Here is a 25,227-nt window from a genome sequence, read left to right on the forward strand (position 1 = left end):
TTATTTTACTTCAACGATACATCACTTCGTTTTAAAGTTTCCGGATCTTTGTTATCTATATACTTAAATGAGTTAGCTCCTCCTGTAGCAAGAGTGACTGTATAGCTTAAATTTCCTGTAGTTGCGTCTTTTGTTACAGTTACAAAACTATTTGTGGAGTCATAATCCCCACTATCTCCAGGAGATTTCGGCACCTTCTCTAAATATCCTCCATCAACCAACTCTTTCATAGTAAACTTAGCTTTGGTAGTGTTTGATGAATCAGCCGTTATTGCTAGTCTCGCTGCATTTACTAGCTGTTTTGCATTAGCAATATGCGCATCTTTCTTAGAATTGTCAATAATTGCTCCAATACTCGGAATCGCAATCGCCGCGATAATTCCTAAAATGACAATGACGGCGAGCAATTCGATTAATGTTAAGCCTCGCTCATTTTTCAAAAAGCGTTTGAACATATTTTCCTCTCCTTTTTATAAGTCTTTTTATCTATCATTTTACATTATCTATCATTTTTTGCAAACGCTTATTGCTGGATATGGTTAAAAATATCGTACATTGGAACGATAATCGACGTAACGATTGTACCGACGATGCCGGACAAAAGGACGATCATGAGCGGTTCAATGAGCGATTTTAACCGGTCGGTACCCGCTTCGACTTCCGCTTCATAAAAGTCAGCGACTTTGGCAAGCATCGCATCAAGCGAGCCTGTCTGTTCGCCAATCGCAATCATTTGCGTCACAAGCGGCGGAAACACCCAATGTTTTTTCATCGGTTCTGTCAATGACTGTCCGCGCTCAAGCGCATCGCGCGCTTGTTTCATTACACTCGCAATCACTTCGTTTTCAATGACCGCTTCTACAATGGAAAGCGCCTGTAAAATCGGCACCGAACTGGAAAATAGCGAGCTTAACGTCCTCGTCATGCGGGCAAGCGCCGCTTTTTGCATTAGTTTGCCGAAAATCGGCAAGCGCAATAGCACGTAATCGAGGTAATATTTCGTCTGTTTTTGTTTTCGTAACATCGTAAAAAGCACATACATGCCAACAAGCGCGATGACAACTAACCACCAGTATGTCTGCATCCATTTGCTCGCCGATAGTACAAATTTTGTAATCGCCGGAAGTTCGGCGTGAAAATCAGCAAACATCGCGACAAACGTTGGAACGACTTTCACTAACAAAAAGATGACGACCGCAATCGCGATAATGCCAACGGCAATCGGATACGCGAGCGCAGACACAATTTTTTGCCTTGTGCGATGAATTTTTTCAAAATGCTCCGCAAGCCGCTCGAGCGTTTCATCCATGTTTCCGCCCGCTTCTCCCGCCTTCATCATGTTCACAAACATCGGCGGGAAAATGCGCGGATGTTTTGCCGCTGCACTTGACAATGGATTTCCCGCGCGCAATTCTTCTTCCACATCGGCAAGCGCCTTTTGCAGCGCTTTGCTGTCGGTTTGGCTCGCTAAAATGCGCGTCGAATCAACAACAGAGACACCTGCTTTCAATAGCGTCGAAAACTGGCGCAAATAAATGACGAAATCTTGCAGCTTCACAGCGTTGCCAAATGTAATTTCTTTCGTTAATAACGTTTGCGGCACTTCTTGCAAATCGACGACTTTAATTCCTTTTTGCCGCAGCTTGACGATTGCCTCCCGCTTTGAAGCGCTTGTAATCGTTCCCGTTTGCCGCTGTCCTTTCATATTTCGTCCTTCGTATTTAAATTGCGGCATTTATTCGCCACGCTCCTCGATAAGATAAGGTTCGGCTACGTCTTTTGAAATGAGCCCTGCCTGTACTAACTCTTTTATGTTCGTCGCAAGCGTGTGCATTCCTAAAGCGCGGCTCGTCTGCATGACGTTGACGATTTGGTGTACTTTTTCGTTGCGAATTAAATTGGCAACGGCAGCGTTATTCACTAAAATTTCTGTCGCTGCGACGCGCCCTGTCTTTTGCACGTTTGGAAATAGGCGTTGCGAAATAATGGCGACGAGAACAGAAGCAAGCTGAATGCGAATTTGCGCTTGCTGTGCTGGCGGAAAGACGTCAATTATTCGGTCAATCGTTGCCGGCGCGCTTGATGTATGAAGCGTTCCTAAGACGAGATGCCCTGTTTCCGCAGCGGTAATCGCGGTATGAATCGTTTCTAAATCGCGCATCTCACCGACTAAAATAACGTCTGGGTCTTGGCGTAACGCGGCGCGCAATCCGTTCGCAAAGTTGTTCGTATCAAACCCCACTTCGCGTTGGTCGATAACGCAGCCGCCGTGTTTATGCAAATATTCGATTGGGTCTTCGAGCGTAATAATATGCTTTTTCATCGTTTTATTCATGTAGTCAATCATCGCTGCCAACGTTGTCGATTTCCCGCTCCCTGTCGGTCCAGTGACAAGCACAAGCCCTTGTGGCTTTGCGGCAATTTGCTTTAACACTTCTGGAAGCCGTAGTTCGTCAATTGTCGGGATTTTTGTCGGGATGACACGAATCGAAAGCGAAACGCACGAACGCTGTTTAAATACGTTGACACGAAAACGGGAAACGCTAGGGATACTATACGAAAAGTCAATTTCCCCTTGTTCTTCGAATCGCGACCATAGCGATGGTGAAACGATTGCTTTTGCCATCTCTTCCGTATCTTCCGGACGCAACACATCTTGTCCGTACCGTTTCAACTCTCCGTTAATGCGCATAATTGGCGGTACGCCGACCGTCAAATGCACATCTGACGCTTTCCATTCAAATGCGGCACGCAACAAATGATCTATTCGTTTCATCGTTCTCCCCTTAACTTAACGTCGTTACTTTTAATACTTCTTCAAGCGTAGTAATTCCTTGCTTTACTTTTAACAATCCGTCATCAATTAAAAAAATCATTTTGTTTTTCATCGCCAATTCACGCAATTTCGAAAACGGTTCATGATTCAAAATGACGCGGCGCATGTCGTCGGTCATCACAAGCAATTCATGAAGAGCGATCCGCCCTTTATACCCAGTCATATTGCACGTCGGACAGCCGCGACCGCGAATAACTTTCTCAATTTTCATGCCGCGTCGCGCGAAAATTTCCATTTCCCGCTTCGTCGGCTCTTGTTCATATTGGCAATCTCGGCAAACTCGGCGCACAAGCCGCTGCGAAACAACGCCAGCGAGCGATGTTGCCACTAGAAACGGCTCAATCCCCATGTCAATTAAGCGCGTAACGGTGCTAAGTGCGTCATTTGTATGCAACGTACTAAGCACTAAATGTCCGGTTAGCGACGCACGAACTGCTACTTCCGCTGTTTCGCGGTCGCGAATTTCCCCGACCATGATAATGTTCGGGTCTTGGCGCAAAATCGAACGCAACCCTTGCGCAAACGTTAAACCGACGTTCGGATTGACTTGAATTTGGTTAATGCCTTCGAGCTGATATTCGACCGGATCTTCAATTGTAATAATGTTGACTTCTTCACTATTTAACCGGTTCAATGCAGCATAGAGCGTCGATGATTTTCCTGACCCAGTCGGTCCCGTAATCAACACAATTCCGGTCGGCCGCTCAATCAACTCAATAAATCGCTGTAAGTTAAGTTTATTAAACCCAAGCTTTTGAATATCGTTAAGCGCTGCTCCTAAATCAAGGACGCGCATGACGATTTTTTCGCCATACACGGTCGGCAACGTCGATACGCGCAAATCGACGGGGTGGAAGTCTATATTCATTTTAATCCGACCGTCTTGCGGAACGCGATGCTCGGTTATATCCATATTTGCTAAAATTTTAATTCTTGCGGTTAACACGCTTTGCATATGCTTCGGGAGCGCGCGATCCGTCCGTAGCACCCCGTCCACCCGATAGCGAATTAGTACTTTCGTTTCTTGCGGGTCGATATGAATGTCGCTCGCTCGCTGCTCAACCGCCAGCTGCAATATTTGATTGACGAGCCGAACAATCGGCGAGTCTTCTTCCGTTATCCGCTCTTCTTCGACCGTTTCTTGCGTTGGCGTCATCCGCAAAAAATCTTCCATCGACTCATCGATGTCGTAATATTTATTAATTGCCCGTAAAATATCGTCTTTCGAGGCGATCGCCGTTTCGATATGAAAGCCAGTTGAAAGCCGCAAATCGTCAATGACGAAAAAATCCATTGGATCCGCCATCGCTACAAGCAGCCGGTCTCCTTCTGCCTTGAGCGGCATGACCATGTGCCGTTTCGCAAACTCTTTCGGAATTAAATTTGTCAATTTTGGATCAATCGGATAGCGGTACAAGCTGACGTGTGGAATGCCAAGCTGAAATTCCAGCACTTCAATCAACTGCTGTTCTGTAATGTAGCCGCGTTGCAAAAGCGCATCGCCAAGCTTTTGCCCAGGCGCTTTTTGCTGGAGCGCTTCTTGTAGCTGCGCTTCTGTAATTAGTCCTGCTTCTACTAATAAATCACCCAACCGTTTCCGTTCTTGTCTTTTCGTCATCGTCATCCCTACTTTTCGTACTGATCGCTTTCATTTGGCTGTTCTTCTTGGGTTGGTGTTTTCGTTTGTTCGTTGTTTTGCGTTTCACTAGACGAAGGATTTTCTGTTTCGTTTGTTGGAGCCGTACCAAGTTCTAACCCACGCACTTCGGTCGCATGCACTGGCGGATAAAAATCTTCGGAAATGACTTCTGTTCCCACCAACTGTTTGTTTTCGTCATACGTTTCTTTTTTCACTTTTACAAGCATTCCTTGGCGTCCGGAGTCTTTCACGTATCGTTCCCCAGGCTTCAACGATGGGTTGTATTGCACGACCGTCTTTGGCGGAAAGTACTCTACTTCTCCCGTTTTGATGACATATTGATATGCAAACGGCAAGCCATATAACGTCACACGAAATCCGTTTCCAACCGTTTGAAATTGTAGCGTATACGCCGTTGTGTTCGGGTTATATACACGTAAATCGCTTATTTTCCCATCGACTTTTGCTTCATAGCCAAGTGGAATCCCGTCGGGTAAGCTGCGGCTCGTATGACGTTCGACAACAGTAAAATTCGTCGGCAATATCGCTTGATACACAGCGGATGCAATAGTGCTCATCGCTAACGAGGACATTCCTTTCATATATGCAGCAAGCGACAGGAGCGTTTTCCCTTTTATTTCAATCGATGAGTGATGCTCAACCCATGCAATAACTTCTGCTTTCTGTTCTCTTAAGTTCGTTATACTCCCTACACTTACCGCTGTTCTTTCCGTTGCTTGTTGCCCAATATAGCGTGCAAGGTCGAACGGCTCGCGATTTCGTTGCAATAGCGCAGCGCTTTTCATGATGTCATTGGCTAACTTATCGAGCTGAAGCGACGAAGCAAGCGCTGGTGTAATAAGCTGTTCGGCAAGGGCGGAAACGGCTTCTTTATCTAGTTGCACAACAAGCTGCGACGGATGACCATTCACAGCTTGTTGTACACTCTGTTCCACTCGAAATGTAAACAATCTCGTCGGGATTGCTACTGTTTTTTCTTGATAAATAAGCGTCAGTTGGGCGGACGTTTTCCATTCGTTCACTTTCGCTTGTAGTTTTTGCGCCGCTTCTTCTTTTGAGAACGAAGCAACCGAAACCGAACCGATTATCGTTCCGGCAGCAAAGTCCGTATCGTTGGCAACCAATGATTCATAAACAGTAGGACCGATTTGTGAAACGCTAATAAGATAGATGGTGCAAAGAACAATGACAAAAAATAGTTTTGCTGCCGCGACTGGCCGCACAACGAAAATCCTCCTTTTTACGCATCGACGTTCATCGATACGTCAATAATGACACTCGGTCCTGCCTCTTGCGCCTTGACGATATCGTCGACCGTTAATACCGTCCCTGCTGCAATGAGGACGTTGCCGTTTGCATCAACAATATCTTTCATTACGCGTTTTCCTTGCAAAATTTCAATTTGCTTTTCCCGCAACGCTTGGAGCGCATCTTTTTCTTTTACGACTCCCGTTTCCGCTCGTTTTTCTTCCGTTGCTAGTACTTGATCCAATGATTCGCTTTTCCAAAGCAGTTCCGCTTCCTCCACAAGTGCGGAAGCCGCGTTTTCATTCACAATTAAAATATCTTTCCCATAGGTGAGTACAAATTCCGCAGGGAGTGCTGCTTGGCGGTCGGAAGTGGTAAGCTCGACACCAATAATTTCACCTGTTTCTTCATCAACAAAAAATTCCGTCACTTCACCAAGTAGCTGACCTTTTCGTGTCATCGCTTTCGTGTTTTTAATGCGAATTTGTTTATTCACAAGTTGGTTCGCAATCGGAATTTCTGCTAAATCAATGACGGCACTATGGTCATCTACCGTCACCGCAAATTCGCCAATACCGACGACTTTTTTAAACGGAATCGCCTTTAAGCTAAATTGAACGTCCTCTTGTTCAATCGTCAAAAAGTCAACGGATCCTTTTTCTGGATTAATGACTAACGTTTTGACTGTTCCGATTTGAACCCCGTCGGAAATACTGATGATTGGAAGCCCCATAATTTGTGCACTACGTTTCATCTCCACCACACCTGTCCATTATTTTTCTATATGAGAAAGAAATTGAATTTCTTCTAATAAAACTGGATATCGGGAAAATCTCTCCCGTAAATGAATAAGCCACGAGGAAAGCTTATCATATTCTTTTTCGAAAAGATAGTGTTCGATGAGCATCTTTGCAAATACATAATAGTCGTGGTCGGATAACGAAGGTTGCATACATTGAAGCAGGCGCTGCTCAAATTCGTTTCCGCCAACGAATTGGCGAATAAAGTGAAGTTCATCGATAATCGTCTGCATCAATTCGCTCGGCATCGAGGCGACGTTCAAAGTAGCCAATTGTTCGGTCGGTTCGTCAGCTTCGAGCAATTCATCCAACGATTCTGAAGGAACGATTTCTTCTTCAAAGAGAGCGCCAAGCTTTGGTTCTAGAAGAATGGTTTCTTCCATCAAATTGTCCGATGCTCGTTCAAATGCCCCCTCTTCTTCTAAAAGAGCGTCAAGCCCCAGTTCTATTGGGAGAGTCGTTTCTTCTAGTGAATTATCTGATGTTCGCTCCAATTTTTCTTCCAATTCATCAAGACGTTCACTGTCTTCTAACCACTCAAACGTATCGTCGTTCTCTACATCGTCCGCTACTGCCGGTTTTGTCATCGTTTCGTATTCTTCTAACGAAAGCGGCGGTAAATAGTCTTCTTCTGTCCATGCATCGGGAGCTTTTTCTGCTGCTATCGAATTCTCTTCAAGAGTATCTTCCTCTAGCCAGTCATCCAATTCAGCACCATCACGCACCTCACTATCCGATGGTTGTAATGGTGCAAGCTCGTCCGCTATAGTTTCTGTTTCCGCATTTAGTTGCACGTCCGAAAGATTGGGAAACGATGGCGCTAGTTGCTGTTTTTTGTCAAATGATTGTACAGCGATTGCTTCTTCTTCCACTGTGAACAACTCATCCTCTTCTTCTACGATTGCATATAACACATGCCCGAACCGCCGGTCTAATACGTACGTAATGGCAATCGCCATTAACAGCAATAGCAAGCTTAATTGCCAAAGCGGGAAAACAGCAGATGCCGTAGCCGCAAGTAGTGACAACAATAACGACACAAAAAGCGCTACCATTTTGCCGCGCCGACTTAAGCCAAGTGGCAGCATAAACAAAAGTGGAATAGCGACGACAAATGCAAGCAATATGAATAAAACCGGTTTCAATGTTTCACCCCGTTTCCAACACATCTAAGACAATTTTCCTAAAAATAAAACAATACTCGACTCTAACATATTGTATAATAAAGTTACATATTTTGAAAGAAGGTATGTAAAATGGAGAAAAAGAAATTTATTGTCCTCCATCGATCAAAAGGCTTTACGTTAATTGAAGTGCTAGCGTCGATTGTCATTTTGTCTACCGTCGCGACAGGAATTTTTCTTTTTTTTACAAATGCGATGAAATATACGACATACAACCAAGGGAAAACGGTAGCGGTGAATGTGGCGCGCGGAGTGTTAGCGTATATGGAGCGGCTTGATTTTACAGCGCTACAACAATACGTCCAAACAGATATGGCAACGACAAACAAGCCATACACAGAAATTAATGCGTCCAACTGTCGCTCTTCATTATTTGAAAGCGAGCAAGTATGTCAAGCGATTTTTCGTCCGACAATAAATAACATCGTATACGACGAAACTCGGCTTCATGTGTTTGTTATTCCTTATAACGATACCACCCAATGGGATAAATTCGTTCAATCGCCGCCAACAGAATTTCCTGCATCGCTAAAAAAGAAAATAGCAGCGGAAACGATCGAAAATAGCGATGTAAACTTACAAAAATATTTACTGAAAATATACGTTATCGTGCGCTGGGGAGACGATGACGACCAAGCAGAGTGGCTAGAAGGTGTGATTGCTAATGAAACGATTCGTTAATAACGAACAAGGATTGTCTTTGCTAGAGTTGCTCGCGGCGGTGACGATTTCTTTTCTTATCGTTGGAGTGATGTACAACGTGTTTATGAGCGGGATGAAAACGTATCAGCGAATCGGAATCGAAAATGAGCTGCGCAGCGAGTCGGATTATATGATGTCGATTGTCTTAAATCGCTTATATGAATTTGCGCCAGACGGGATCGATACAACTACGACGACAAACACTCAACTCGTCTTTGTGAACAATAAACAAAAAACGATTGATACGAGAGTAGGGCTTGTCGAAGAACAACAAACAGCAGGGAAATCTCTCCCGATCGCCTTACAAAACGATCACTTGCTGATTGATGGGCAACCGATTAGTTCGGATCGCCTGCAAATTATTTCGAATCAATCGAAACTCTCGTATACGTGCGTACGCCAAGAAGGGAACATATGCCGAAGTGGGGTTGTAACGATTGTGCTCTCTGTTCAAGACAGCAATCACAATTCGCCAAGTAGCCCGCTTTATATTCGACCGTTTACGTTAAAAACGGAATTTGGGTTTTGAAGGAAGTGGAAAAGATGAACGAAAAAGGATATAGCCTCGTTTTAACATTGCTCATCGTTACGATTTTTTTCATGCTTGGCTTAACGATTTTATCTGTCAGCCTATATCAAGCAAAATTTACACAAACACGCGTCGAGGACGTGACATCGTTACATGAAGCGACGAAAGCGATTGAAGAAACGATTGCGGAGATCAAGGTGAAAATCGAGGGATTAACACTTACTACCCCGCTCCAATTAGACGTCGATCTTGGCAATAGCGAAACAGGGTTTATAAAACAACTCACCGAACGGTATGGGGTAAATATTCAAGACGTCACATCAGACAACAATATTGATCGAACGAAACTATTTACGCGCGTCTATCTCCTTTCCAAACCGTATGGAACAAAAACGGTTTGGCGAAAAATCATTATTACAAACACGCCTAGTTTTTTGAAATATGCGGTTGGGTCACGAAAAGACGTGACATTAAACGGCGGGGCGTATATCGATGGAAACATATATACAGGCAACGATTTTTATTTGACGAATACAGCAAACTATATTTACAATTCATTAAAATACAGCAAACAAACGTCGTTTCCAACGACAAGCAAGACGAGCATTTTATTTGTGAACGGAAATCGCTATGTATGTGATCACGAAAATGGGGCAAAAGCATGTTACGATTTGTCTAGTTCTGACTTTATGAAAAACGAAATAAATTTTACCATAAATCCTTCTACTTTACCGTTCCAATATACAGGCCCGGTCGTTCAAAAGGAACAAGAAGAATTTATCGACGTCAACTTTGACTTTACGTTGAAAGATAAATTGCTAAGTGCGGCGGGGATTAATTCGTTTAACTTAAACGATCAAGAACAATACAAATCGCTTATACAGTTAGACATTCCTAATTTAGTAACGGCGCTAAAAGGAAAATTTGCTGTTATTCACGATATTCAAGACTTACCGAACGCTATAAATAGCGGCAAGTCCATTTTGTTTGAAGGGTATGGTTCCCCTTATCTTGACTTAACTTCTCTCCATTTAAATGACGACCAATGGCTCATTGTGAGCGGGGACGTATTTTTAGAAAATAGCGGGACAACACCGCTTAACCTAAAAGGGAATATCATTATTTTAGGAAACTTAGATATTCGCGGCAACGTCGCCTTTGATGCAACCATTTATGTGGATGGAAATACGTCGATTTATAACGCCGTAATTTCTGGGCTGAATGGGAAAGAAGTGGTCATATTGACAAAAGGGGAATTGCAAATTGCACGCATTAACGAATTTCAAAATAACTTCTCTTTGACCACTCCGAACTTAAAAGGGTTTTTTTACACCGATTCAAATGCGATTATTTATGCAGTCGGCTCCTATATTAACATCCAAGGGGGATTATTTGCGAACGGGACAGAACAGCTGATTCCCGACACCGACTCGACCGGTCTTGTCATTAACGCATACCGCGGGGCAACAGCAGATACAGGGACAAATATTTCCTTTACTCCACCTCTATTACCTGAAGAGCAACAAGCCGAGCAAGCTAGGTTTGTCGTCAAACATGACATGAATGTATTCATTAATCGAGGGCTCGGGTTGCCACTTGTAAAAAAATTAGCATTAATTCCAGATAAATTGCAAATAAAGTAGGAGCTCGGTTTACCGAGCTCCTTTCTGTTTTAACTGCCGAATAATTGACTCGTGCTTCCAATATTGTGCAAGCGATAAAGCTGTATTTCCTGTCTTATCTTTCACGTTTACATCCGCTCCATGTCGGAGAAGGAGAGAAACAAGATTGTCGTATCCATACTCAGCAGCCGTCATTAACGCTGTTTTTCCAATCGTTGTTTTTATGTTTACATTTGCACCTGCTTGTAGCAAAAATTGCACCGTTGCCACTTGATTCCCTTCTACCGCTTTCGATAAAGCAGTTTCGCCTTGGTCATCTGTACGATTTATATCCGCCCCATGCGCATATAAAAATTTAACAATTTCCGTTTGACCAAACTGGGCAGCTTTCATCAATGGGGTAGTTCCCGCTTCGTTCGTCGCATTCACGTCTGCTCCATGTTGCACAAGTAGACGGACGAGTTCTATATCCCCGCTGTCAATAGCATAATGGAGGGGGGTATTGCCGTCTTTATCGCGTTCTTTCACTGTTTGTTTGTTGATCATTTGCTTTACGAGTTCTTCGTTCGTCTCCTCTGATTGTGGCAGCACAGACGCAATTGTAAAACTGAGCGGGGGAAGCGGCATATACGCCGACTTCGCTCCTGCTCTTAATAACTCAACAACAATTTTTTTATGCTTCGTTTTCATTGCAATATCTAGTGGCGTTCCGTTTTTTGTTTGAAAATTAATCTCTTTTTCTGTTTTGATATAATCCCGAACGGCAGATAAGTCGCCTTTTTGAATGGCTTGAATAAATTGTTCGTGTTTCTCTTGCTTTGTTTGGAAACAGCCACTTAAAAAGAGCAGTGCAATCATGGCAATGGCGATTTTTTTCATAGCTGCATCACGTCCTTATCTAGTACAGCCAGCCGTTTTTGTTGCTGCCTTTAGATGGATTTGTTGCATTTTCCACTACTTTAATCATTGTTGTTGCCGTCCATTTTTTCATATTTTCATCGATTAACTGGACAGTAAGAAGTGTTGCTCCTAATCGTTTGGCAGTGACTTCACCGCTAGCATCGACAACCGCATAGTAACTGTTTTCTACACTAAATTGATAGCTTGTGATTTTCGTTGTTGCATTTGCTGGTGTTTTCGTTATATATGACAATACATTTACTGTCTTTCCTTTTTCGACCGTCAACGTTTGCGGGAGCGAAATGCCTAAAAGCGGTGATCCAACTTCAATGACGGCAGTTGCTTTTACCCCATTGTGCGCAGTTGCGGTAATCGTTGCTGTTCCTGTGCTCATTCCTATCACTTTTCCATTCGCATCAACCGTCGCGACATTCGGATTGTCAGAGCTCCATTGTACATTTTTATACGTAGCGTTTGTTGGTACAACGGATGCAGACAAGGTAATCGCATCACCAATATTGATTTTTGCTGTCGTTGGCGAAACGACTACAGCAGTTACCGGAACTGCTTGAACGGTTACATTCACCGTTTTCTGAATGATTTCATCATTCGCATTAAAAGTAGTGACTGTTAACGTTGTAGTCCCTTCTTTTAGCCCTGTAATCGTTCCATTTATTTGATTAATTTGTGCATAAAGCGAATTACCAATCGAGTAGGAAACACTGTCTTTTGCATCAGATGGCGAAACCGTAATCGGAATTGTTTTTGTTTCCCCCACGTTTACAGCAAAATCGCTAATCGAAATCGAGTCAACCGGGATACGAACAATTGCTTTTGTTTTTGCTATTTGTTCGTTGCCAAATACGTCTCTCACTTTGACGGTGACTTCTGCACTTCCTTTATTGACCGCGGTTAAAACACCGTTTTGGTCAATGGAAACGATAGAACCATTACTGTTTTCACTCCATTGAATAGACGAAATCGTCGCGTTTTGCGGCAATACGTTCAATAGCAAATTTAAATTTTTCGGTACGCCGCGATTGATAAATACAGTGTCTGGAAGCGACACAGCTGTAATTTTATAATCTGCGACAAACCGTAGCGGATTAAATGATAGATTGACTGTTTGACCATTTAAGTCTTTATAGGAAAGCGTTGCCTGCTGCAATGCAAACTCTCCTTTTTGCTTCGCTGCTACTTGAATGGTAAAGGTTTGCGGGTTCGCTGTATATACTGTTCCTACTTTGGTAAATGGAATATCTGGTAATGTCCCTTTAATCGTATATCCTTGGTCTATCGTTCCTTGCTTTGTAAATCCCGTAGGCAACGAAACGACTTCTACCCCTTTTGGCAACGTTTCTTGAAATTGAATGTTCGTGACATTTAACGGCAAATTGCTCGTCAATGATACTTGTTTCGGATTAAGCGTATATTGAATCGCTATTCCATTATCTACTGGCACAAGTGTTGATGTTAACGTCCGGCTTACTTCAATGTTTGCAGATATTTTTTCAATCGTTACTTGAAATTCTTTTGTCACTCTCGCCCCTTTTGGATCTGTTGCTTCAATTTTAATTGTTGCTACCCCGCCATTTGGCATATTGTGTGGAATAGAACGAATAATCGTTGTTCCATTTGGCACGTTACTTTGAGAGTAGACTTCGTTTCCGTTCAGCCACACTTTAGTTGAAAACGTACGATCGGTTAAATCTAAATCCTCTACTTTATAAGAAAGTTCAATATTTTGGTTGCTCGGAATTTTATCTGCATCACTCGGCGTAAACACCGTCAGCTGTGGGGCATGATTTGACCCGAGAAACGCTCGGTACATTGTATTGACGAACAATTTTTGCTCGTCATCTGGGAAAGCAGCAGTTGTCCCAACATGCCCTGTTCCGGAATACGTGACATTTCCTTTCGAATACGTATAATAATGGTTCCAGCTGTCGTATATGTCCCGCGGCGAGCCGTAAATGTTATACCATGGGATGACTGATTCGTCTTCTAAATCGAGCGTATAGTATTGGTTATGGGTTGTCGCAATCGTAATATTGTTTCCTAGTGTGAAAGGATAATCTGTCATTAGCCCGCTATTGACTTTTGTGGTGCTCGTTGACGTATAAGGAGCACCTCTTCCTAAATCCGTTTGAGGCTGGATTTGCCCAACAATTGCTCCAAATTGATTTACCCATACATTGTTTTGACCATACATAATATCGTGGGTAAACATTACACTTTGCCCAGTGGCAATAAAGTTTTTCACCGATTGAACAGCGTTCGTATTTAAATTCACTGGGTTACTACACCCATTGTAACAATCGGCAAACCCAAAAATAATCATGTCGTATTTCCCGTTAATCAACTCGTGGGAATAATTTGGTTCATACACTTTACTTTTTTGGAAGTTATCAAGTGTGGTGACATCAATCGAAATGTCATACTCGTTCGCTCTTTTGAAATAAGTCGGATTCATATTTTTGCTGTTAAGAAGCGAACTCGCATCCTCTCCACGTCGAATTTGCAATACGTTAATTTTTGGAACAACGTCCTGAAACTTCACATATCCTTTTTCATAATCCTTCAATGCCGTTGATTCGTCGACAACTTCAACCTTCCAATAGCGAACGCCAGAAAAACCGGTTGGGAACGTATACGAAATCGTTCCAGTGTCTCCTTGCGCTTGTTTGGAGGCAACAATTTCTTCACTCGTATATTTGTCATTAAAATCCGCATCAATATACAAATTAACCGTCAACAGTTTATTAGCAAAATCTTTATAGTTCGTAATTTGGTAACTAATCGTCATGCTGTCGCCTTTTTTAAAGACTTGAGTAGAGGAAGGGATGCTAGTTAACTCTATCCTCGGGCGTTCTACATAATGGTTAGATCCAAGTTTTGCAAAATAACTTTCTAAATTCGTTTTATCTTGAAAAAAGATAACATTACTAACAGGTTGGGACTTATACTGTGAAAAATATCTATATAGTTTACTTGTTTGATATTTTAATATATCGTTGTGTAAAAATACCGGGAGTCCCTTATCAATATAAAACTGTTTCATTTGTTGCGCACGTAAATTAGTTATGTCATTCAGCACGTTTCTCGTATCATGAGCAGTCTTACGTTGCTGGTCACTTGAACTTGGAGATGAGTTGACCGGAGCAGGATTGTAGTCTCCTGTCGAAATAACAATTGCATCATATTTTCCATCCAACTCATCACGCAAAGCAACAAATCGTTTCATTGTCATCGTAGTGATATTTATATCTTTGCGATTTCCAATTTCTTTTTGCAAAGGTGACGGCGATGATAATTGACTAACAATTTCCAACACTTCATACACTACTTGACTAGTAGCAGCATGACCGATGGAAATATAAGAAAAAAATGGAATGAGCAACAACACCGACAAAAGTACGGAAAGTGTTTTTCTCACTTTCTCCCCTCCTTCCAATGACCCATTTTCTTCTATTATACCAGCAATCGCTCTTATAGAGATATTAATTTTTCAAAAATTTCCGCACATCTGAAATGAAGTAAAGCGAGCCAGTGATTAAGAAAAGGTCGCGATCGTTTTTGCTTTTTTTAGCGTCGGTCAACCATTGTTTCCAGTCGTCGCAGCACGTTTTATTCGGATGTTTGCACAATTGTGCGAGTTGCTCGGCTGTTGCGGCACGCGGAAAATCGAACGACGTAAACGTAATTGTCTTCGCGATACGAGAAAGCTGCGGAATCATTTTGTCGAGCGGTTTGTCGGCTAGTGCTGCCACAAGCAAATGAACATCGCGATCGGGATAATGCGTTTTTACTGTTTGGACTAAACTTTCGACACCTGCTTCATTATGCGCCCCGTCAATGATGATCGTCGGCTTGTCAGACAGCGTTTCAAACCGTCCGATCCACTTCGCTTTTGCTAATCCGTTTCGTAACGCCTCTTCTTCGATGATAAACGAATAATACACTCTTAAATAATCTGCCGCCATCACCGCTAACGCTGCATTTTTTACTTGATGCGCCCCGAGCATCGAAATCGTCAAGTTTGGATAGTTCGCAAACATTGTCTGAACGGAGAACCGTTCGCCATGTTCAAAAGAAATAACGTCGCTGGTGACAAAATCGTTGCCTAACACGTACGTTTTTGCTTTCAATTGTTTTGCTTTTTCTTGAATAACATGAAGTGCTTCTTCTTGCTCGACGCCGGTAACGACCGGAACGCCGGATTTAATAATTCCCGCTTTTTCAAACGCGATTTTTTCTATCGTTTCCCCTAATATATTCATATGATCGTAGCTAACGTTTGTAATCACCGATAAAAGCGGATAAATGACGTTCGTTGAGTCCAATCGTCCACCAAGCCCTGCTTCAATAATGACAATGTCTTGCACGTTCATTTTTCCAAAATAATAAAACATCATCACCGTAATGACTTCAAACTCCGTCGGTCCACCGAGTTCTGTTTGTTCTAATTCTTCGGCTAGTGGTTGAATGACGTTCACAAGCTGCACAATTTCTTCATCGGAAATTGGCACGCCGTTTACGCTAATTCGCTCATTAAATTGCTCCACATACGGTGAGGTGAATGTCCCAACGGAATATCCCGCCTCCTGTAAAATATGGCGCAAATAGCAAACGGTCGAACCTTTCCCGTTTGTCCCTGCGACGTGAACGGCTTTTAATCGACGTTCCGGATGCTCTAGCCGTTCAAGCATCCATTCCATTCGCTTTAATCCTGGTTTTATCCCCAACTTTAACCGTCCGTGAATCCAGTTCACTGCTTCTGTATATGTATTCACGATGAAAATTTCCTCCCTTCAAAAATGAAGACGAACCGAAAACCGATTCGTCTTCATCATAAAGCTATTGTTTTAATTGTGCAAGACGGGCGCGTACTGCTTCGCGTTTTTCCAAGTAGTCTTGTTCTTTTTTCCGTTCTTCTTCGACGACATGCGCCGGCGCTTTCGCTAAAAAGCCTTCGTTGCTTAATTTCTTTTGCACGCGCTCGACTTCTTGATCAAGCTTTTGCAATTCTTTTTCGAGACGTTTCACTTCTTCTTCAATGTTGATGAGCCCTTCCAGCGGCAGGCTTAGTTCAGCGCCTGTGACAACGGCGGTCATCGCTTTTTCGACCGCTGGAATCGTCGTATCGATGATTAGTTCGCTCGGATTGCAGAAGCGCTCGATGTATGCCCGGTTCGTTTCTAGCGTCGCTTTTACGTGCTCATCTTTCGCTTTAATATAAAGCGTAATCGGCTTGCTTAACGGCGTATTTACTTCCGCACGAACGTTGCGCACCGCGCGAATAATATCGACCAACAATCGCATCGTTTCTGCCGCTTCCTCGTTGGAAAGCTCTGGGCGAACTTCTGGCCATTCGGCGACCGTAATGGATTCTCCTTCATGCGGCAAGTGCTGCCAAATTTCTTCCGTTACAAATGGCATAAACGGATGGAGAAGGCGCATCGTTTGGTCGAGTACGTACGCCAATACAGAACGCGTCGTCTTTTTCGCTTGCTCGTCCTCGCCATATAACGGTAGTTTCGCCATTTCAATGTACCAATCGCATAAGTCGTCCCAAATAAAGTTATAAAGCGCACGGCCGACTTCGCCAAATTCGTATTTTTCCGCCAGCTTCGTGACCGTATCAATTGTTTCATTTAAGCGCGTTAAAATCCAATGATCGGCGACTGATTTTTCTCCGTTTAGGTCGATATCATCATACGTGAATCCTTCCATATTCATGAGCGCAAACCGTGACGCGTTCCAAATTTTATTGACAAAGTTCCACGTCGCTTCCACTTTTTCTGTGCTGAAACGTAAATCTTGCCCCGGCGAGCTGCCTGTCGCTAAAAAGTAGCGAAGCGAATCGGCACCATATTGGTCAATGACATCCATCGGGTCTACGCCGTTGCCAAGCGATTTGCTCATTTTCCGACCTTGCGCGTCGCGGACTAAGCCGTGAATGAGCACGTCTTTGAACGGACGCGTGCCTGTAAATTCAAGCGCTTGGAAAATCATACGAGATACCCAGAAGAAAATGATGTCATAGCCTGTCACAAGCACATCTGTCGGATAATAGCGCTTATAGTCCGCTGATTCTTCGTTCGGCCAGCCCATGGTCGAAAACGGCCAAAGCGCGGAGCTAAACCACGTATCTAATACGTCCGGGTCTTGTTCCCAATTTTCGATGTCTGCCGGTGGCTCATGGGAAACGTGCACTTCACCTGTTTCTTTATGATACCAAGCCGGAATTCGATGTCCCCACCAAAGCTGACGGGAAATGCACCAGTCGCGAATGTTTTCCATCCAATGTAAATATGTTTTCTCAAAACGTTCTGGAACAAAGTTGACTTTTCCTTCCGTCTTTTGCAGTTCAATTGCCGCTTCCGCTAACGGCTTCATTTTAACAAACCATTGCGTTGAAAGATATGGCTCAACAACCGCGCCGCTTCGTTCGCTATGACCGACCGAATGCATATGCTCTTCGATTTTAAATAACACGCCTTGTTCTTGTAAATCTTTCACGATTTGCCTGCGGCATTCAAACCGATCTAAGCCTTTATATTGCATCGCATTGTCGTTCATTGTGCCGTCTTCGTTCATCACGAGAATGCGCGGCAAATGGTGGCGGTTCCCGATTTCAAAGTCGTTCGGGTCGTGCGCCGGTGTAATTTTCACTGCCCCCGAACCAAATTCCATATCGACATATTCATCGCCGATGATCGGAATTTCCCGACCGGTGATTGGTAAAATGACCGTTTTGCCGATGAGATGTTTGTAGCGCTCATCTTCTGGATGCACCGCTACCGCTGTATCGCCAAGCATCGTTTCCGGACGGGTCGTCGCGACTTCAATGTAGCCCGATCCGTCTGCGAGCGGATAGCGCATATGATATAGCGCCCCTTGCACATCTTTGTAAATAACTTCAATGTCCGATAAAGCGGTTTTGGTCACAGGATCCCAGTTAATAATGTATTCGCCGCGGTAAATGAGCCCTTTTTTGTAAAGGGCGACGAACACTTCGCGTACTGCTTTCGATAATCCTTCATCCAACGTAAAACGCTCGCGCGTATAGTCGAGACCGAGCCCTAATTTTGCCCATTGGGAGCGAATATGGTCGGCATATTCTTCTTTCCATTTCCACGTCTCTTCGACAAACTTTTCACGGCCTAAATCATAGCGGGAAATCCCTTGATGGCGAAGTTTTTCTTCGACTTTCGCCTGCGTTGCAATGCCGGCATGGTCCATCCCTGGAAGCCATAACACGTCATAGCCTTGCATCCGCTTCATGCGTGTAATAATATCTTGCAGCGTCGTATCCCACGCATGGCCTAAATGCAATTTCCCCGTAACGTTTGGCGGTGGAATGACGATCGTAAACGGCTGCTTTCCTTCTTCGCCCGTCGCTTCAAAAAATTTTCCGTCAAGCCACCACTGGTAACGGTTCGTTTCGACAGCTTTGTGGTCGTATTTTGTCGACATCGTTAGTTGTTTTTCTTCCATATTATCCCTCCTCACAAAATAAAAACTCCTTTCATCCGAAAAGGACGAAAGGAGACTCTCTCGCGGTACCACCTTTTTTCTTAAGCAGGACATACTCCTACCTAAGCACTTCATCGCATAACGGCTTTCGACCGGCTTCCTCTACTTTCTGTTCAAAGAAGCAGCTCAAGGGCGACCTTCCAACGCGTACAATCCTAGGAAATCTCGCAGCAAATGATTTCCCTCTCTGCAGGCGCTCGCGCTGTACTCTTCCCTGTCTTCGCTTTTTGTCTTATTCATTATACATACTACCGAAAAACGAATGACATCGTCAATCATCTTTTCCAAGTTTTTAATGGTTTATGCACGTTTTTGCTTTTTGGTGACAAAAAAGATGTCGTTTCATACTGTATAAAAAGGGGGGATAATACGTGAAACGATTTAATCCATATTCATGGCCACCATGGCTTCGCCAACTCCGCGCCATTTGTGCACAAGTCATTATTCCAATTACCGTTTTTCAAGCGATTCGCACCATTTTGTTACCGACGACGTTCGACGTTCTTTTATTAGCCATTCTTGTTTTATTGGCTGTCGCTTTCCACCTCGAGTGGATTTAATGTCGTCATCCGCATAAGGAGTTGTTCCGTTCGTTTCATCACTAAATAAGCATGCTGCAGCTTGGAAACGGCGCGATATTCGCTCTGTTTTTTTTTCCGTTTCTCCGCATAATCTGAAACGACTCGATATAAATACGTCGGAGAAGCAACATGGCTGAAGAAAAAAGCAAGCTCTTCCTCACGGAGGGAAAGTTTTTTTTCATATTCGCGAAAGCCGTCGACCCACGCATCGTCTACCGACGGCGTTCGTACATATTCATCTAAAGCGACCGCTACATCGACAAGCGGAAATGCCCATTTTGCCCGCTCCCAGCTAAAAAACTGCCCCCCTTGTTCGCGCGGTACGTAATGAGAAAAGCGGGCGTTCCCATGGACAAACGCAATGCGCCATTTTTTAGATTCCTTCGTTTTTTCGTACCACGTTTCTAGCTTCGTTTCTGCAAACCAATACGCTTGCATCGTTTCATGGAAATACGTGCAACAATGCAGTTGAAACGGGGACATATACCATTCGCGCTCACATTGTTCCACATACGATTGCAAAAATGTTCTTTCCTCCTCCCACGCCGCTTTTTTTGCTTCATAGTAGTTTTTCAGTTCGGTTTCGTCGACATGGATTTCTTGCAACGTTTTTTGCTGGAGCGAAGCAAGGTCGCGGAAAAAAGCAAGAATCATTTCGGCTGTCGGCTGCTCTCGAACAGAGACCCATGGCATCATATAATAATAGTCATTTCCTTCCGTGACAAATAGCGTACCGCGCTTCGACCAGTATATCGGCAGCATTTGTGACCGATAAAAAAAGGCGGCTCGCTCAATGGCGTGGAGTTGCTGAACGTCGTCAATTTTTTTTAGCGCAAACGTCCCTTCCGCCGCATGCACTTTCTTCACTTTTCCGTAGTCGTCGATTCGCACTACGTGCAAAGGATAATGCGAAAGGATAACTATATCGCTCCGCTGCAACTAATCCACCTCCCTTTCCATAAAAAATCTCCCACTTTACAATTGGATAAAGTGGGAGTGTACCCTTTTAAGCGCGTTGGTTAGCCGGAATCGGAATATAGAGCAATTGTCCTTCGGATAAATCGGTCTCGTGTTCGAGATGATTGGCTCGCAATAGTTGTTGAATCGAAATGTCGTACCGTTTTGCAATCTTGTCCATTGAATCGCCTTGTTGGACAATGCAAATTTTCATTCTTGAAAAATCTTCTCCTTGTTCTTTAAATAAGCTCGTTAAATAAAGCGCATTTTCCTTGCGCGGCTTTTTGTTTTCTTCTTCCTGTTCAGCTGCTTGTTTCGGCGATGTTCCGATCGATACTTTCGCTTCTTGTTCATGTACTACTTCCTCGCCAACATTGCTAGTTTCGTTCCGCTCGTCGGTCGTTCGTGCACGTAGCGCGTGTTCGGCATGTTCCTTTTCTTCGGAAACAATCTCGCTTTCTTCCGTTTGTTCTGTCCGATCGCCCACTTCCACTTCTTGTTCGTACCATTCTTTGCGAGCGACTGCTTCAAACGGCTCAAACCATGATGATGTTTCCTCTGCTTCTTCTTCTAAAATACCGCTAATCGAAATATCCGCAACAAGCGAGAGCCGACCGTCGCTACCTAAATCGTAATCAAACGATTCGACCGTGACATACACATCGTCTAAACAAAAAATGCGGTTTTTCGGAATCGTAATATCGACAGGGAAGCGATGAAATAGCTCACTCACTCCATCTTCACGCGTCGTAATCCGTTGGACGAACCGGCGTGTGCTAAAATCGTAAAGATCCGCATCCTCCCCATCTTCATTCGTCATGCGATATTCGCCACTTAATTCTAACGCCCCGCGAATCGTAATATAATGCTCGTATTCGTCAACGGAAATGACCGGATCTAATGAAACTGAGAGAAATTCCGCCACTTCCTGTCCCCTTTTAAACCAAATCGACTCTTCGAGTGAAAAACGTAAATATGATTGCTCCAAGCAAGCCTCCTCCTTCCGCCCTTTTCGGCCAAACTTTTCAATGGCATTATCAATGTATGAGCGGCGGAAACAGAATATGAATAAAAAATGACCATGCGCACATTGCACATGGCCATCATTCATTATCCCTTTAGCTTCGCAAACGCTTTTTCTGCTGCTTCGATCGTTTTTTCGATGTCTTCATCCGTATGCTCGTCAACGGTGACAGGAATGTATCCTACCATGTTCTTTAATTTAAATATTCATTTTCCCACTTTTCTTGTTTTTCTACAGGGCTCATTTCTGAAAGATCATCATATCCGTAGTTGATTCTCATTCGACCTGTGTTATCCAAAATGTAAGTTAAATTTGTCCATGGTTCTTGATTTTGCACTCTGAACTCATTCCAGAGTTCTTCAAAACATTCATAGAGCTCTCGCTTTAACTCTTTATAAAAACGTTTGTCTACTTGAAAAATATCCGGGATATCTAAGCTATATACAGGCTCTGCTCTATTTACTGGATAGTAATAAAAATATACTTGAGAAAATCCTTCCCTAACTTCAGCGTACAGCAATATTTTTTCCCAGTCTTCTGGAATCATATCAATTAAGATATTCGCAATTTTTTGGTATAATACTTCCATTTGTTTAGTTTCCAAATCTATTTACCTCCTGCATAATTAGTTAAGGTAACTTCGTATTTCTTTCCGTCAATCCTGTATTCCACTTCGAATTTAGCAGGACGCGAAGAATCTCCCTTATAAATAGGTTCAATTTTTACTTCAACCGTTTTCCCCTCTTCTAACGCCTTTTTCCATGTGTTTTCTAATGATTTATACTCACTCCTATTTAGCGTAGCATTCATTGGTACTAAGTTATCAATATCGCCAGACCCTTTAAATATACTTGCTATTAAATGACCACCCTCATCGTTTGGTAATCTATCTTCCCTTCCTACTACTTTTTGAGCGTATGAATTTCGGTCGGCTTTTCCTAACTCTAATTTAGCTTCAACGCTAGAAATACGCCCCCTATCATCCGTAGTATATCTATATCCTTCTTTTGTTGCGTACTCTATATTTGGCTTTAACGCCTTTTTACGATTAATCCTTGTGTATTGTTCACCATATTTAATATTCTCTATCCCCTTGGAAGCTTTCTCCGAAACACCTTCACTCCGACTTAGTTGCTGGGACAAATCGCTTGCACTTTTGGAGAAGTTTGTGATTCCTGTTTTCATCATCACTCCTCCAACAGTCATTCCTGCAGCACCAGCAGCCATTGCAGGAACCCCAGCAAACGCTCCACCTCCGCTCAAACTAACTACTGCTCCACCTGCTCCGATCACAGAGGATATCTCGGTTACTTTCATCCCACCTATCGTCCATACCGCATGCCCTACCATCTGACCTGCTTCGTATGCGACGGGGTGTTTGCTATCGTAAAATCGTTGTTGCACAGCATTAAATGTTACATCCGCCAACGCCGCATCGCCTGCGCCTCTAACAAACTCTATCGTGCTGTCGATCGGGTGTTTTGAAAACTCGTGGATTGATTTTTCGATGTTTTTTCCTACTTGCCGAACCGTTCGCTCGGCGTTTTGTCCTGCATTGATTATACCATGAACAGCCTGCTTGGTGACATGCTCTGCTTTCTTTTCTAGTTGATGTGCACCGCGTTCGATCGTTTTCTCCGTATCTTTGATCTCTTGCCTTATCTTATGTCCGATCGGATGAACCGCTTCGGACACAGCTTTTTTCACATCGTGAACGACGTGCTTTACCGCTTGCTCCGTCTTCTTTTCCGCCTCGTGAAACGCTTTTTGTGCCTTCTCGCTAATATGTACCGTATCTTTCACTGCTTGTTTCGCGGCACGTTCCACTTTCTTTTCGATCTTTTGAACCGCTTTCTCCGCTTGTTTCACCTCGTGGGCAACGTGCTTTACCGCTTGTTCCGCTTTCTTTTCCGCTTGATGAAAAGCTTCCTTTGCCTTTTGGCTAATGTGCACCGTATCCTTTACGACCTGTTTCCCCACTGGCTCGACTTTCTTTTCTACTTGCTGAACGGCTTGTTGAATGGTCTTCTCTACTTTTTTGACGTCATTGGCGACATGCTTTACCGTCTGTTCTACCTTTTTCTCGACCATATGTCCTAATTTGCTTAATGAACTCCAAAAAGACATCTCCCCCGCTCCTTTGACTCTGTCCTTTTGTTTAAAACAACGTTCGTTGCTAAGCCATAATCAATGAAAAATACCACTCCTTCCCCACATCATTGGATGATGATTGACTAATAAAAAAATATCAATTCTGTCAATGAAAATTTTGTTCTATTCCCCTATATTTTTCATAAAAAAAAACAGAGAGCAACTTAGGCTCTCTGCTTCTTGTAAACGTTAGCATCCCTTTTAAGACATTAGTTTCGCAAACGCTTTTTCTGCTGCTTCGATCGTTTTTTCGATGTCTTCATCCGTATGCTCGGTCGATAAAAACATGCCTTCAAATTGCGATGGCGGCAAGAAGATGCCTTGTTCCGCCATTTCGCGGTAATAAGCCGCAAACATCTCTACATCCGATGTTTTCGCTTTTTCATAGTTGATGACGTCTTCGTTTGTAAAGAAGAAGCCGAGCATCGAACCAGCGCGGGTGACGGTATGCGGAATGCCGTATTTTTCCGCCGCTTGGCGCAATCCTTCTTCAAGCCGATCCGCTTTTTTCCGGAACTGTTCGTACGTTTCCGGCATCAATTGGATAAGGGTTTCATAGCCAGCCGTCATCGCTAGTGGATTGCCTGATAATGTACCTGCTTGATAAATGGGACCGCTTGGCGCAATGCGCTCCATAATGTCTGCTCTTCCGCCGTACGCCCCAACTGGAAGACCTCCACCAATCACTTTTCCAAGACATGTCAAGTCAGGCGTCACTCCGAAATAACCTTGGGCACAATGATAATCGACGCGGAAGCCGGTCATTACCTCATCAAAAATCAACAGCGCCCCATATTCGTTCGTAATGTCGCGAAGTCCTTGTAAAAATCCTGGAAGCGGCGGAACAACGCCCATATTGCCAGCGACCGGCTCAACAATGACCGCGGCAATATCTTCACCAAACTGCGCAAACGCATATTTGACGCTTTCTAAATCGTTGTAGGGAACGGTAATCGTATGTTGCGCCACCGATTCTGGAACGCCAGGACTATCCGGCAAGCCGAGCGTCGCCACCCCTGAGCCGGCTTTAATGAGCAACGAATCGCCATGCCCATGATAACAGCCTTCAAATTTGAGAATTTTGCTTCGTCCTGTATAGCCACGCGCTAGGCGCAATGCGCTCATCGTCGCTTCCGTGCCGGAATTGACCATCCGTACCATCTCAATCGACGGTACCCGCTCAATGACAAGCTTCGCTAGCTCGTTTTCAATAAGCGTCGGAGCCCCAAAGCTCGTTCCGTTTTCTGCGACTTTTTGTAGTGCTGCGACGACGCGCTCGTTCGCATGCCCTAAAATAAGCGGTCCCCACGACAACACGTAATCAATATATTCATTACCGTCAATATCGTAAATTTTCGACCCCTTGCCGCGCGCCATAAAAATCGGATCCATTTTGACCGATTTAAACGCGCGAACCGGGCTGTTTACCCCGCCCGGCAACAACCGAACAGCTTCTTGATATGCTTGTTTCGAACGCTCGTATCGCATCGAAAT

Annotated in this window: 20 protein-coding genes and 1 other annotated feature; of the genes, 4 read left to right on the forward strand and 16 right to left on the reverse strand. The window is 43.7% G+C overall.

Annotation, left to right across the window (positions count from 1 at the left end):
• Positions 1–5: 5 nt before the first annotated feature.
• The 7 genes from GFC30_RS14080 to GFC30_RS14110 form a co-directional block, all read right to left on the reverse strand.
• Entirely contained in the window at positions 6–455 is a 450-nt protein-coding gene (locus GFC30_RS14080; protein ID WP_066326481.1) for a prepilin-type N-terminal cleavage/methylation domain-containing protein, read from the reverse strand.
• Positions 456–523: 68 nt separating this feature from the next.
• Positions 524–1,735: a type II secretion system F family protein gene (locus GFC30_RS14085; RefSeq protein WP_066326483.1), complete on the reverse strand. Its 1,212-nt coding sequence runs from the start codon at positions 1,733–1,735 to the stop codon at positions 524–526.
• Positions 1,736–2,776, reverse strand: a complete 1,041-nt coding sequence (locus tag GFC30_RS14090; protein WP_066326485.1) for a type IV pilus twitching motility protein PilT — start codon at positions 2,774–2,776, stop codon at positions 1,736–1,738.
• Positions 2,777–2,786: 10 nt separating this feature from the next.
• Complete coding sequence (locus GFC30_RS14095) at positions 2,787–4,454, reverse strand: GspE/PulE family protein (RefSeq protein ID WP_066326490.1); 1,668 nt, start codon at positions 4,452–4,454, stop codon at positions 2,787–2,789.
• Positions 4,455–4,462: 8 nt separating this feature from the next.
• On the reverse strand, positions 4,463–5,719 hold the full coding sequence (locus GFC30_RS14100) for a G5 domain-containing protein (RefSeq protein WP_066326492.1): 1,257 nt from the start codon (positions 5,717–5,719) through the stop codon (positions 4,463–4,465).
• A 17-nt stretch (positions 5,720–5,736) separates the two neighbouring features.
• The gene (locus GFC30_RS14105; protein WP_066326494.1) at positions 5,737–6,498 is read right to left on the reverse strand and encodes a PRC-barrel domain-containing protein; all 762 of its coding nucleotides are present in this window, start codon (positions 6,496–6,498) and stop codon (positions 5,737–5,739) included.
• Between the two features lie 18 nt (positions 6,499–6,516).
• On the reverse strand, positions 6,517–7,689 hold the full coding sequence (locus tag GFC30_RS14110; protein WP_148660409.1) for a hypothetical protein: 1,173 nt from the start codon (positions 7,687–7,689) through the stop codon (positions 6,517–6,519).
• A gap of 111 nt (positions 7,690–7,800) precedes the next feature.
• On the opposite strand from GFC30_RS14110, the gene GFC30_RS14115 reads away from it, so the two are divergent.
• From GFC30_RS14115 to GFC30_RS14125, 3 genes are read left to right on the forward strand one after another with little or no spacing between them, the layout of a single operon-like run.
• Entirely contained in the window at positions 7,801–8,409 is a 609-nt protein-coding gene (locus GFC30_RS14115; RefSeq protein ID WP_066326498.1) for a type IV pilus modification PilV family protein, read from the forward strand.
• On the forward strand, positions 8,393–8,959 hold the full coding sequence (locus GFC30_RS14120) for a PilW family protein (RefSeq protein ID WP_066326501.1): 567 nt from the start codon (positions 8,393–8,395) through the stop codon (positions 8,957–8,959). Before GFC30_RS14115 ends, GFC30_RS14120 begins: the two co-directional genes overlap by 17 nt.
• 14 nt (positions 8,960–8,973) lie before the next feature.
• Positions 8,974–10,602, forward strand: coding sequence for a hypothetical protein (locus GFC30_RS14125; RefSeq protein WP_066326503.1), 1,629 nt, complete (start codon positions 8,974–8,976; stop codon positions 10,600–10,602).
• A gap of 9 nt (positions 10,603–10,611) precedes the next feature.
• Here the strand turns inward: GFC30_RS14125 and GFC30_RS14130 are convergent, their stop codons facing one another.
• The 4 genes from GFC30_RS14130 to GFC30_RS14145 form a co-directional block, all read right to left on the reverse strand.
• Positions 10,612–11,460 carry an ankyrin repeat domain-containing protein gene (locus GFC30_RS14130; protein WP_066326505.1) on the reverse strand — a complete coding sequence of 283 codons (849 nt, stop codon included), beginning with the start codon at positions 11,458–11,460 and terminating at the stop codon, positions 10,612–10,614.
• A 19-nt stretch (positions 11,461–11,479) separates the two neighbouring features.
• On the reverse strand, positions 11,480–14,917 hold the full coding sequence (locus GFC30_RS14135) for an Ig-like domain-containing protein (RefSeq protein WP_066326507.1): 3,438 nt from the start codon (positions 14,915–14,917) through the stop codon (positions 11,480–11,482).
• A 64-nt stretch (positions 14,918–14,981) separates the two neighbouring features.
• Positions 14,982–16,277, reverse strand: a complete 1,296-nt coding sequence (locus GFC30_RS14140) for a bifunctional folylpolyglutamate synthase/dihydrofolate synthase (RefSeq protein WP_066326509.1) — start codon at positions 16,275–16,277, stop codon at positions 14,982–14,984.
• A gap of 61 nt (positions 16,278–16,338) precedes the next feature.
• On the reverse strand, positions 16,339–18,981 hold the full coding sequence (locus GFC30_RS14145) for a valine--tRNA ligase (protein WP_066326510.1): 2,643 nt from the start codon (positions 18,979–18,981) through the stop codon (positions 16,339–16,341).
• Between the two features lie 37 nt (positions 18,982–19,018).
• Positions 19,019–19,250: a binding site (T-box leader), on the reverse strand.
• Between the two features lie 141 nt (positions 19,251–19,391).
• On the opposite strand from GFC30_RS14145, the gene GFC30_RS14150 reads away from it, so the two are divergent.
• The gene (locus GFC30_RS14150) at positions 19,392–19,580 is read left to right on the forward strand and encodes a hypothetical protein (RefSeq protein ID WP_066326512.1); all 189 of its coding nucleotides are present in this window, start codon (positions 19,392–19,394) and stop codon (positions 19,578–19,580) included.
• Here the strand turns inward: GFC30_RS14150 and ysxE are convergent.
• The 5 genes from ysxE to hemL form a co-directional block, all read right to left on the reverse strand.
• On the reverse strand, positions 19,545–20,540 hold the full coding sequence (ysxE, locus tag GFC30_RS14155; RefSeq protein ID WP_238583520.1) for a spore coat protein YsxE: 996 nt from the start codon (positions 20,538–20,540) through the stop codon (positions 19,545–19,547). The genes GFC30_RS14150 and ysxE overlap by 36 nt on opposite strands.
• Before the next feature lie 67 nt (positions 20,541–20,607).
• A complete protein-coding gene (gene spoVID / locus GFC30_RS14160; protein ID WP_066327448.1) occupies positions 20,608–21,546 on the reverse strand; it encodes a stage VI sporulation protein D in 939 nt (312 codons plus the stop codon).
• A 229-nt stretch (positions 21,547–21,775) separates the two neighbouring features.
• Positions 21,776–22,186, reverse strand: a complete 411-nt coding sequence (locus GFC30_RS14165; protein ID WP_066326514.1) for an immunity protein YezG family protein — start codon at positions 22,184–22,186, stop codon at positions 21,776–21,778.
• Positions 22,187–22,188: 2 nt separating this feature from the next.
• The gene (locus tag GFC30_RS17545; protein WP_238583521.1) at positions 22,189–23,709 is read right to left on the reverse strand and encodes a DNA/RNA non-specific endonuclease; all 1,521 of its coding nucleotides are present in this window, start codon (positions 23,707–23,709) and stop codon (positions 22,189–22,191) included.
• A 225-nt stretch (positions 23,710–23,934) separates the two neighbouring features.
• Positions 23,935–25,221 carry a glutamate-1-semialdehyde 2,1-aminomutase gene (gene hemL, locus GFC30_RS14175; RefSeq protein WP_066326515.1) on the reverse strand — a complete coding sequence of 429 codons (1,287 nt, stop codon included), beginning with the start codon at positions 25,219–25,221 and terminating at the stop codon, positions 23,935–23,937.
• Positions 25,222–25,227: the final 6 nt, after the last annotated feature.

It is taken from the genome of Anoxybacillus amylolyticus, from assembly GCF_001634285.1.
GTDB classification, from domain to species: domain Bacteria; phylum Bacillota; class Bacilli; order Bacillales; family Anoxybacillaceae; genus Anoxybacteroides; species Anoxybacteroides amylolyticum.

Coding starts and splice junctions, on each gene's coding strand:
- GFC30_RS14080 (WP_066326481.1), bottom strand. CDS start 455: ATGTTCAAACGCTTTTTGAAAAATGAGCGAGGCTTAACATTAATCGAA.
- GFC30_RS14085 (WP_066326483.1), bottom strand. CDS start 1,735: ATGCCGCAATTTAAATACGAAGGACGAAATATGAAAGGACAGCGGCAA.
- GFC30_RS14090 (WP_066326485.1), bottom strand. CDS start 2,776: ATGAAACGAATAGATCATTTGTTGCGTGCCGCATTTGAATGGAAAGCG.
- GFC30_RS14095 (WP_066326490.1), bottom strand. CDS start 4,454: ATGACGAAAAGACAAGAACGGAAACGGTTGGGTGATTTATTAGTAGAA.
- GFC30_RS14105 (WP_066326494.1), bottom strand. CDS start 6,498: ATGAAACGTAGTGCACAAATTATGGGGCTTCCAATCATCAGTATTTCC.
- GFC30_RS14115 (WP_066326498.1), top strand. CDS start 7,801: ATGGAGAAAAAGAAATTTATTGTCCTCCATCGATCAAAAGGCTTTACG.
- GFC30_RS14120 (WP_066326501.1), top strand. CDS start 8,393: ATGAAACGATTCGTTAATAACGAACAAGGATTGTCTTTGCTAGAGTTG.
- GFC30_RS14125 (WP_066326503.1), top strand. CDS start 8,974: ATGAACGAAAAAGGATATAGCCTCGTTTTAACATTGCTCATCGTTACG.
- GFC30_RS14130 (WP_066326505.1), bottom strand. CDS start 11,460: ATGAAAAAAATCGCCATTGCCATGATTGCACTGCTCTTTTTAAGTGGC.
- GFC30_RS14145 (WP_066326510.1), bottom strand. CDS start 18,981: ATGGAAGAAAAACAACTAACGATGTCGACAAAATACGACCACAAAGCT.
- GFC30_RS17545 (WP_238583521.1), bottom strand. CDS start 23,709: ATGTCTTTTTGGAGTTCATTAAGCAAATTAGGACATATGGTCGAGAAA.
- hemL (WP_066326515.1), bottom strand. CDS start 25,221: ATGCGATACGAGCGTTCGAAACAAGCATATCAAGAAGCTGTTCGGTTG.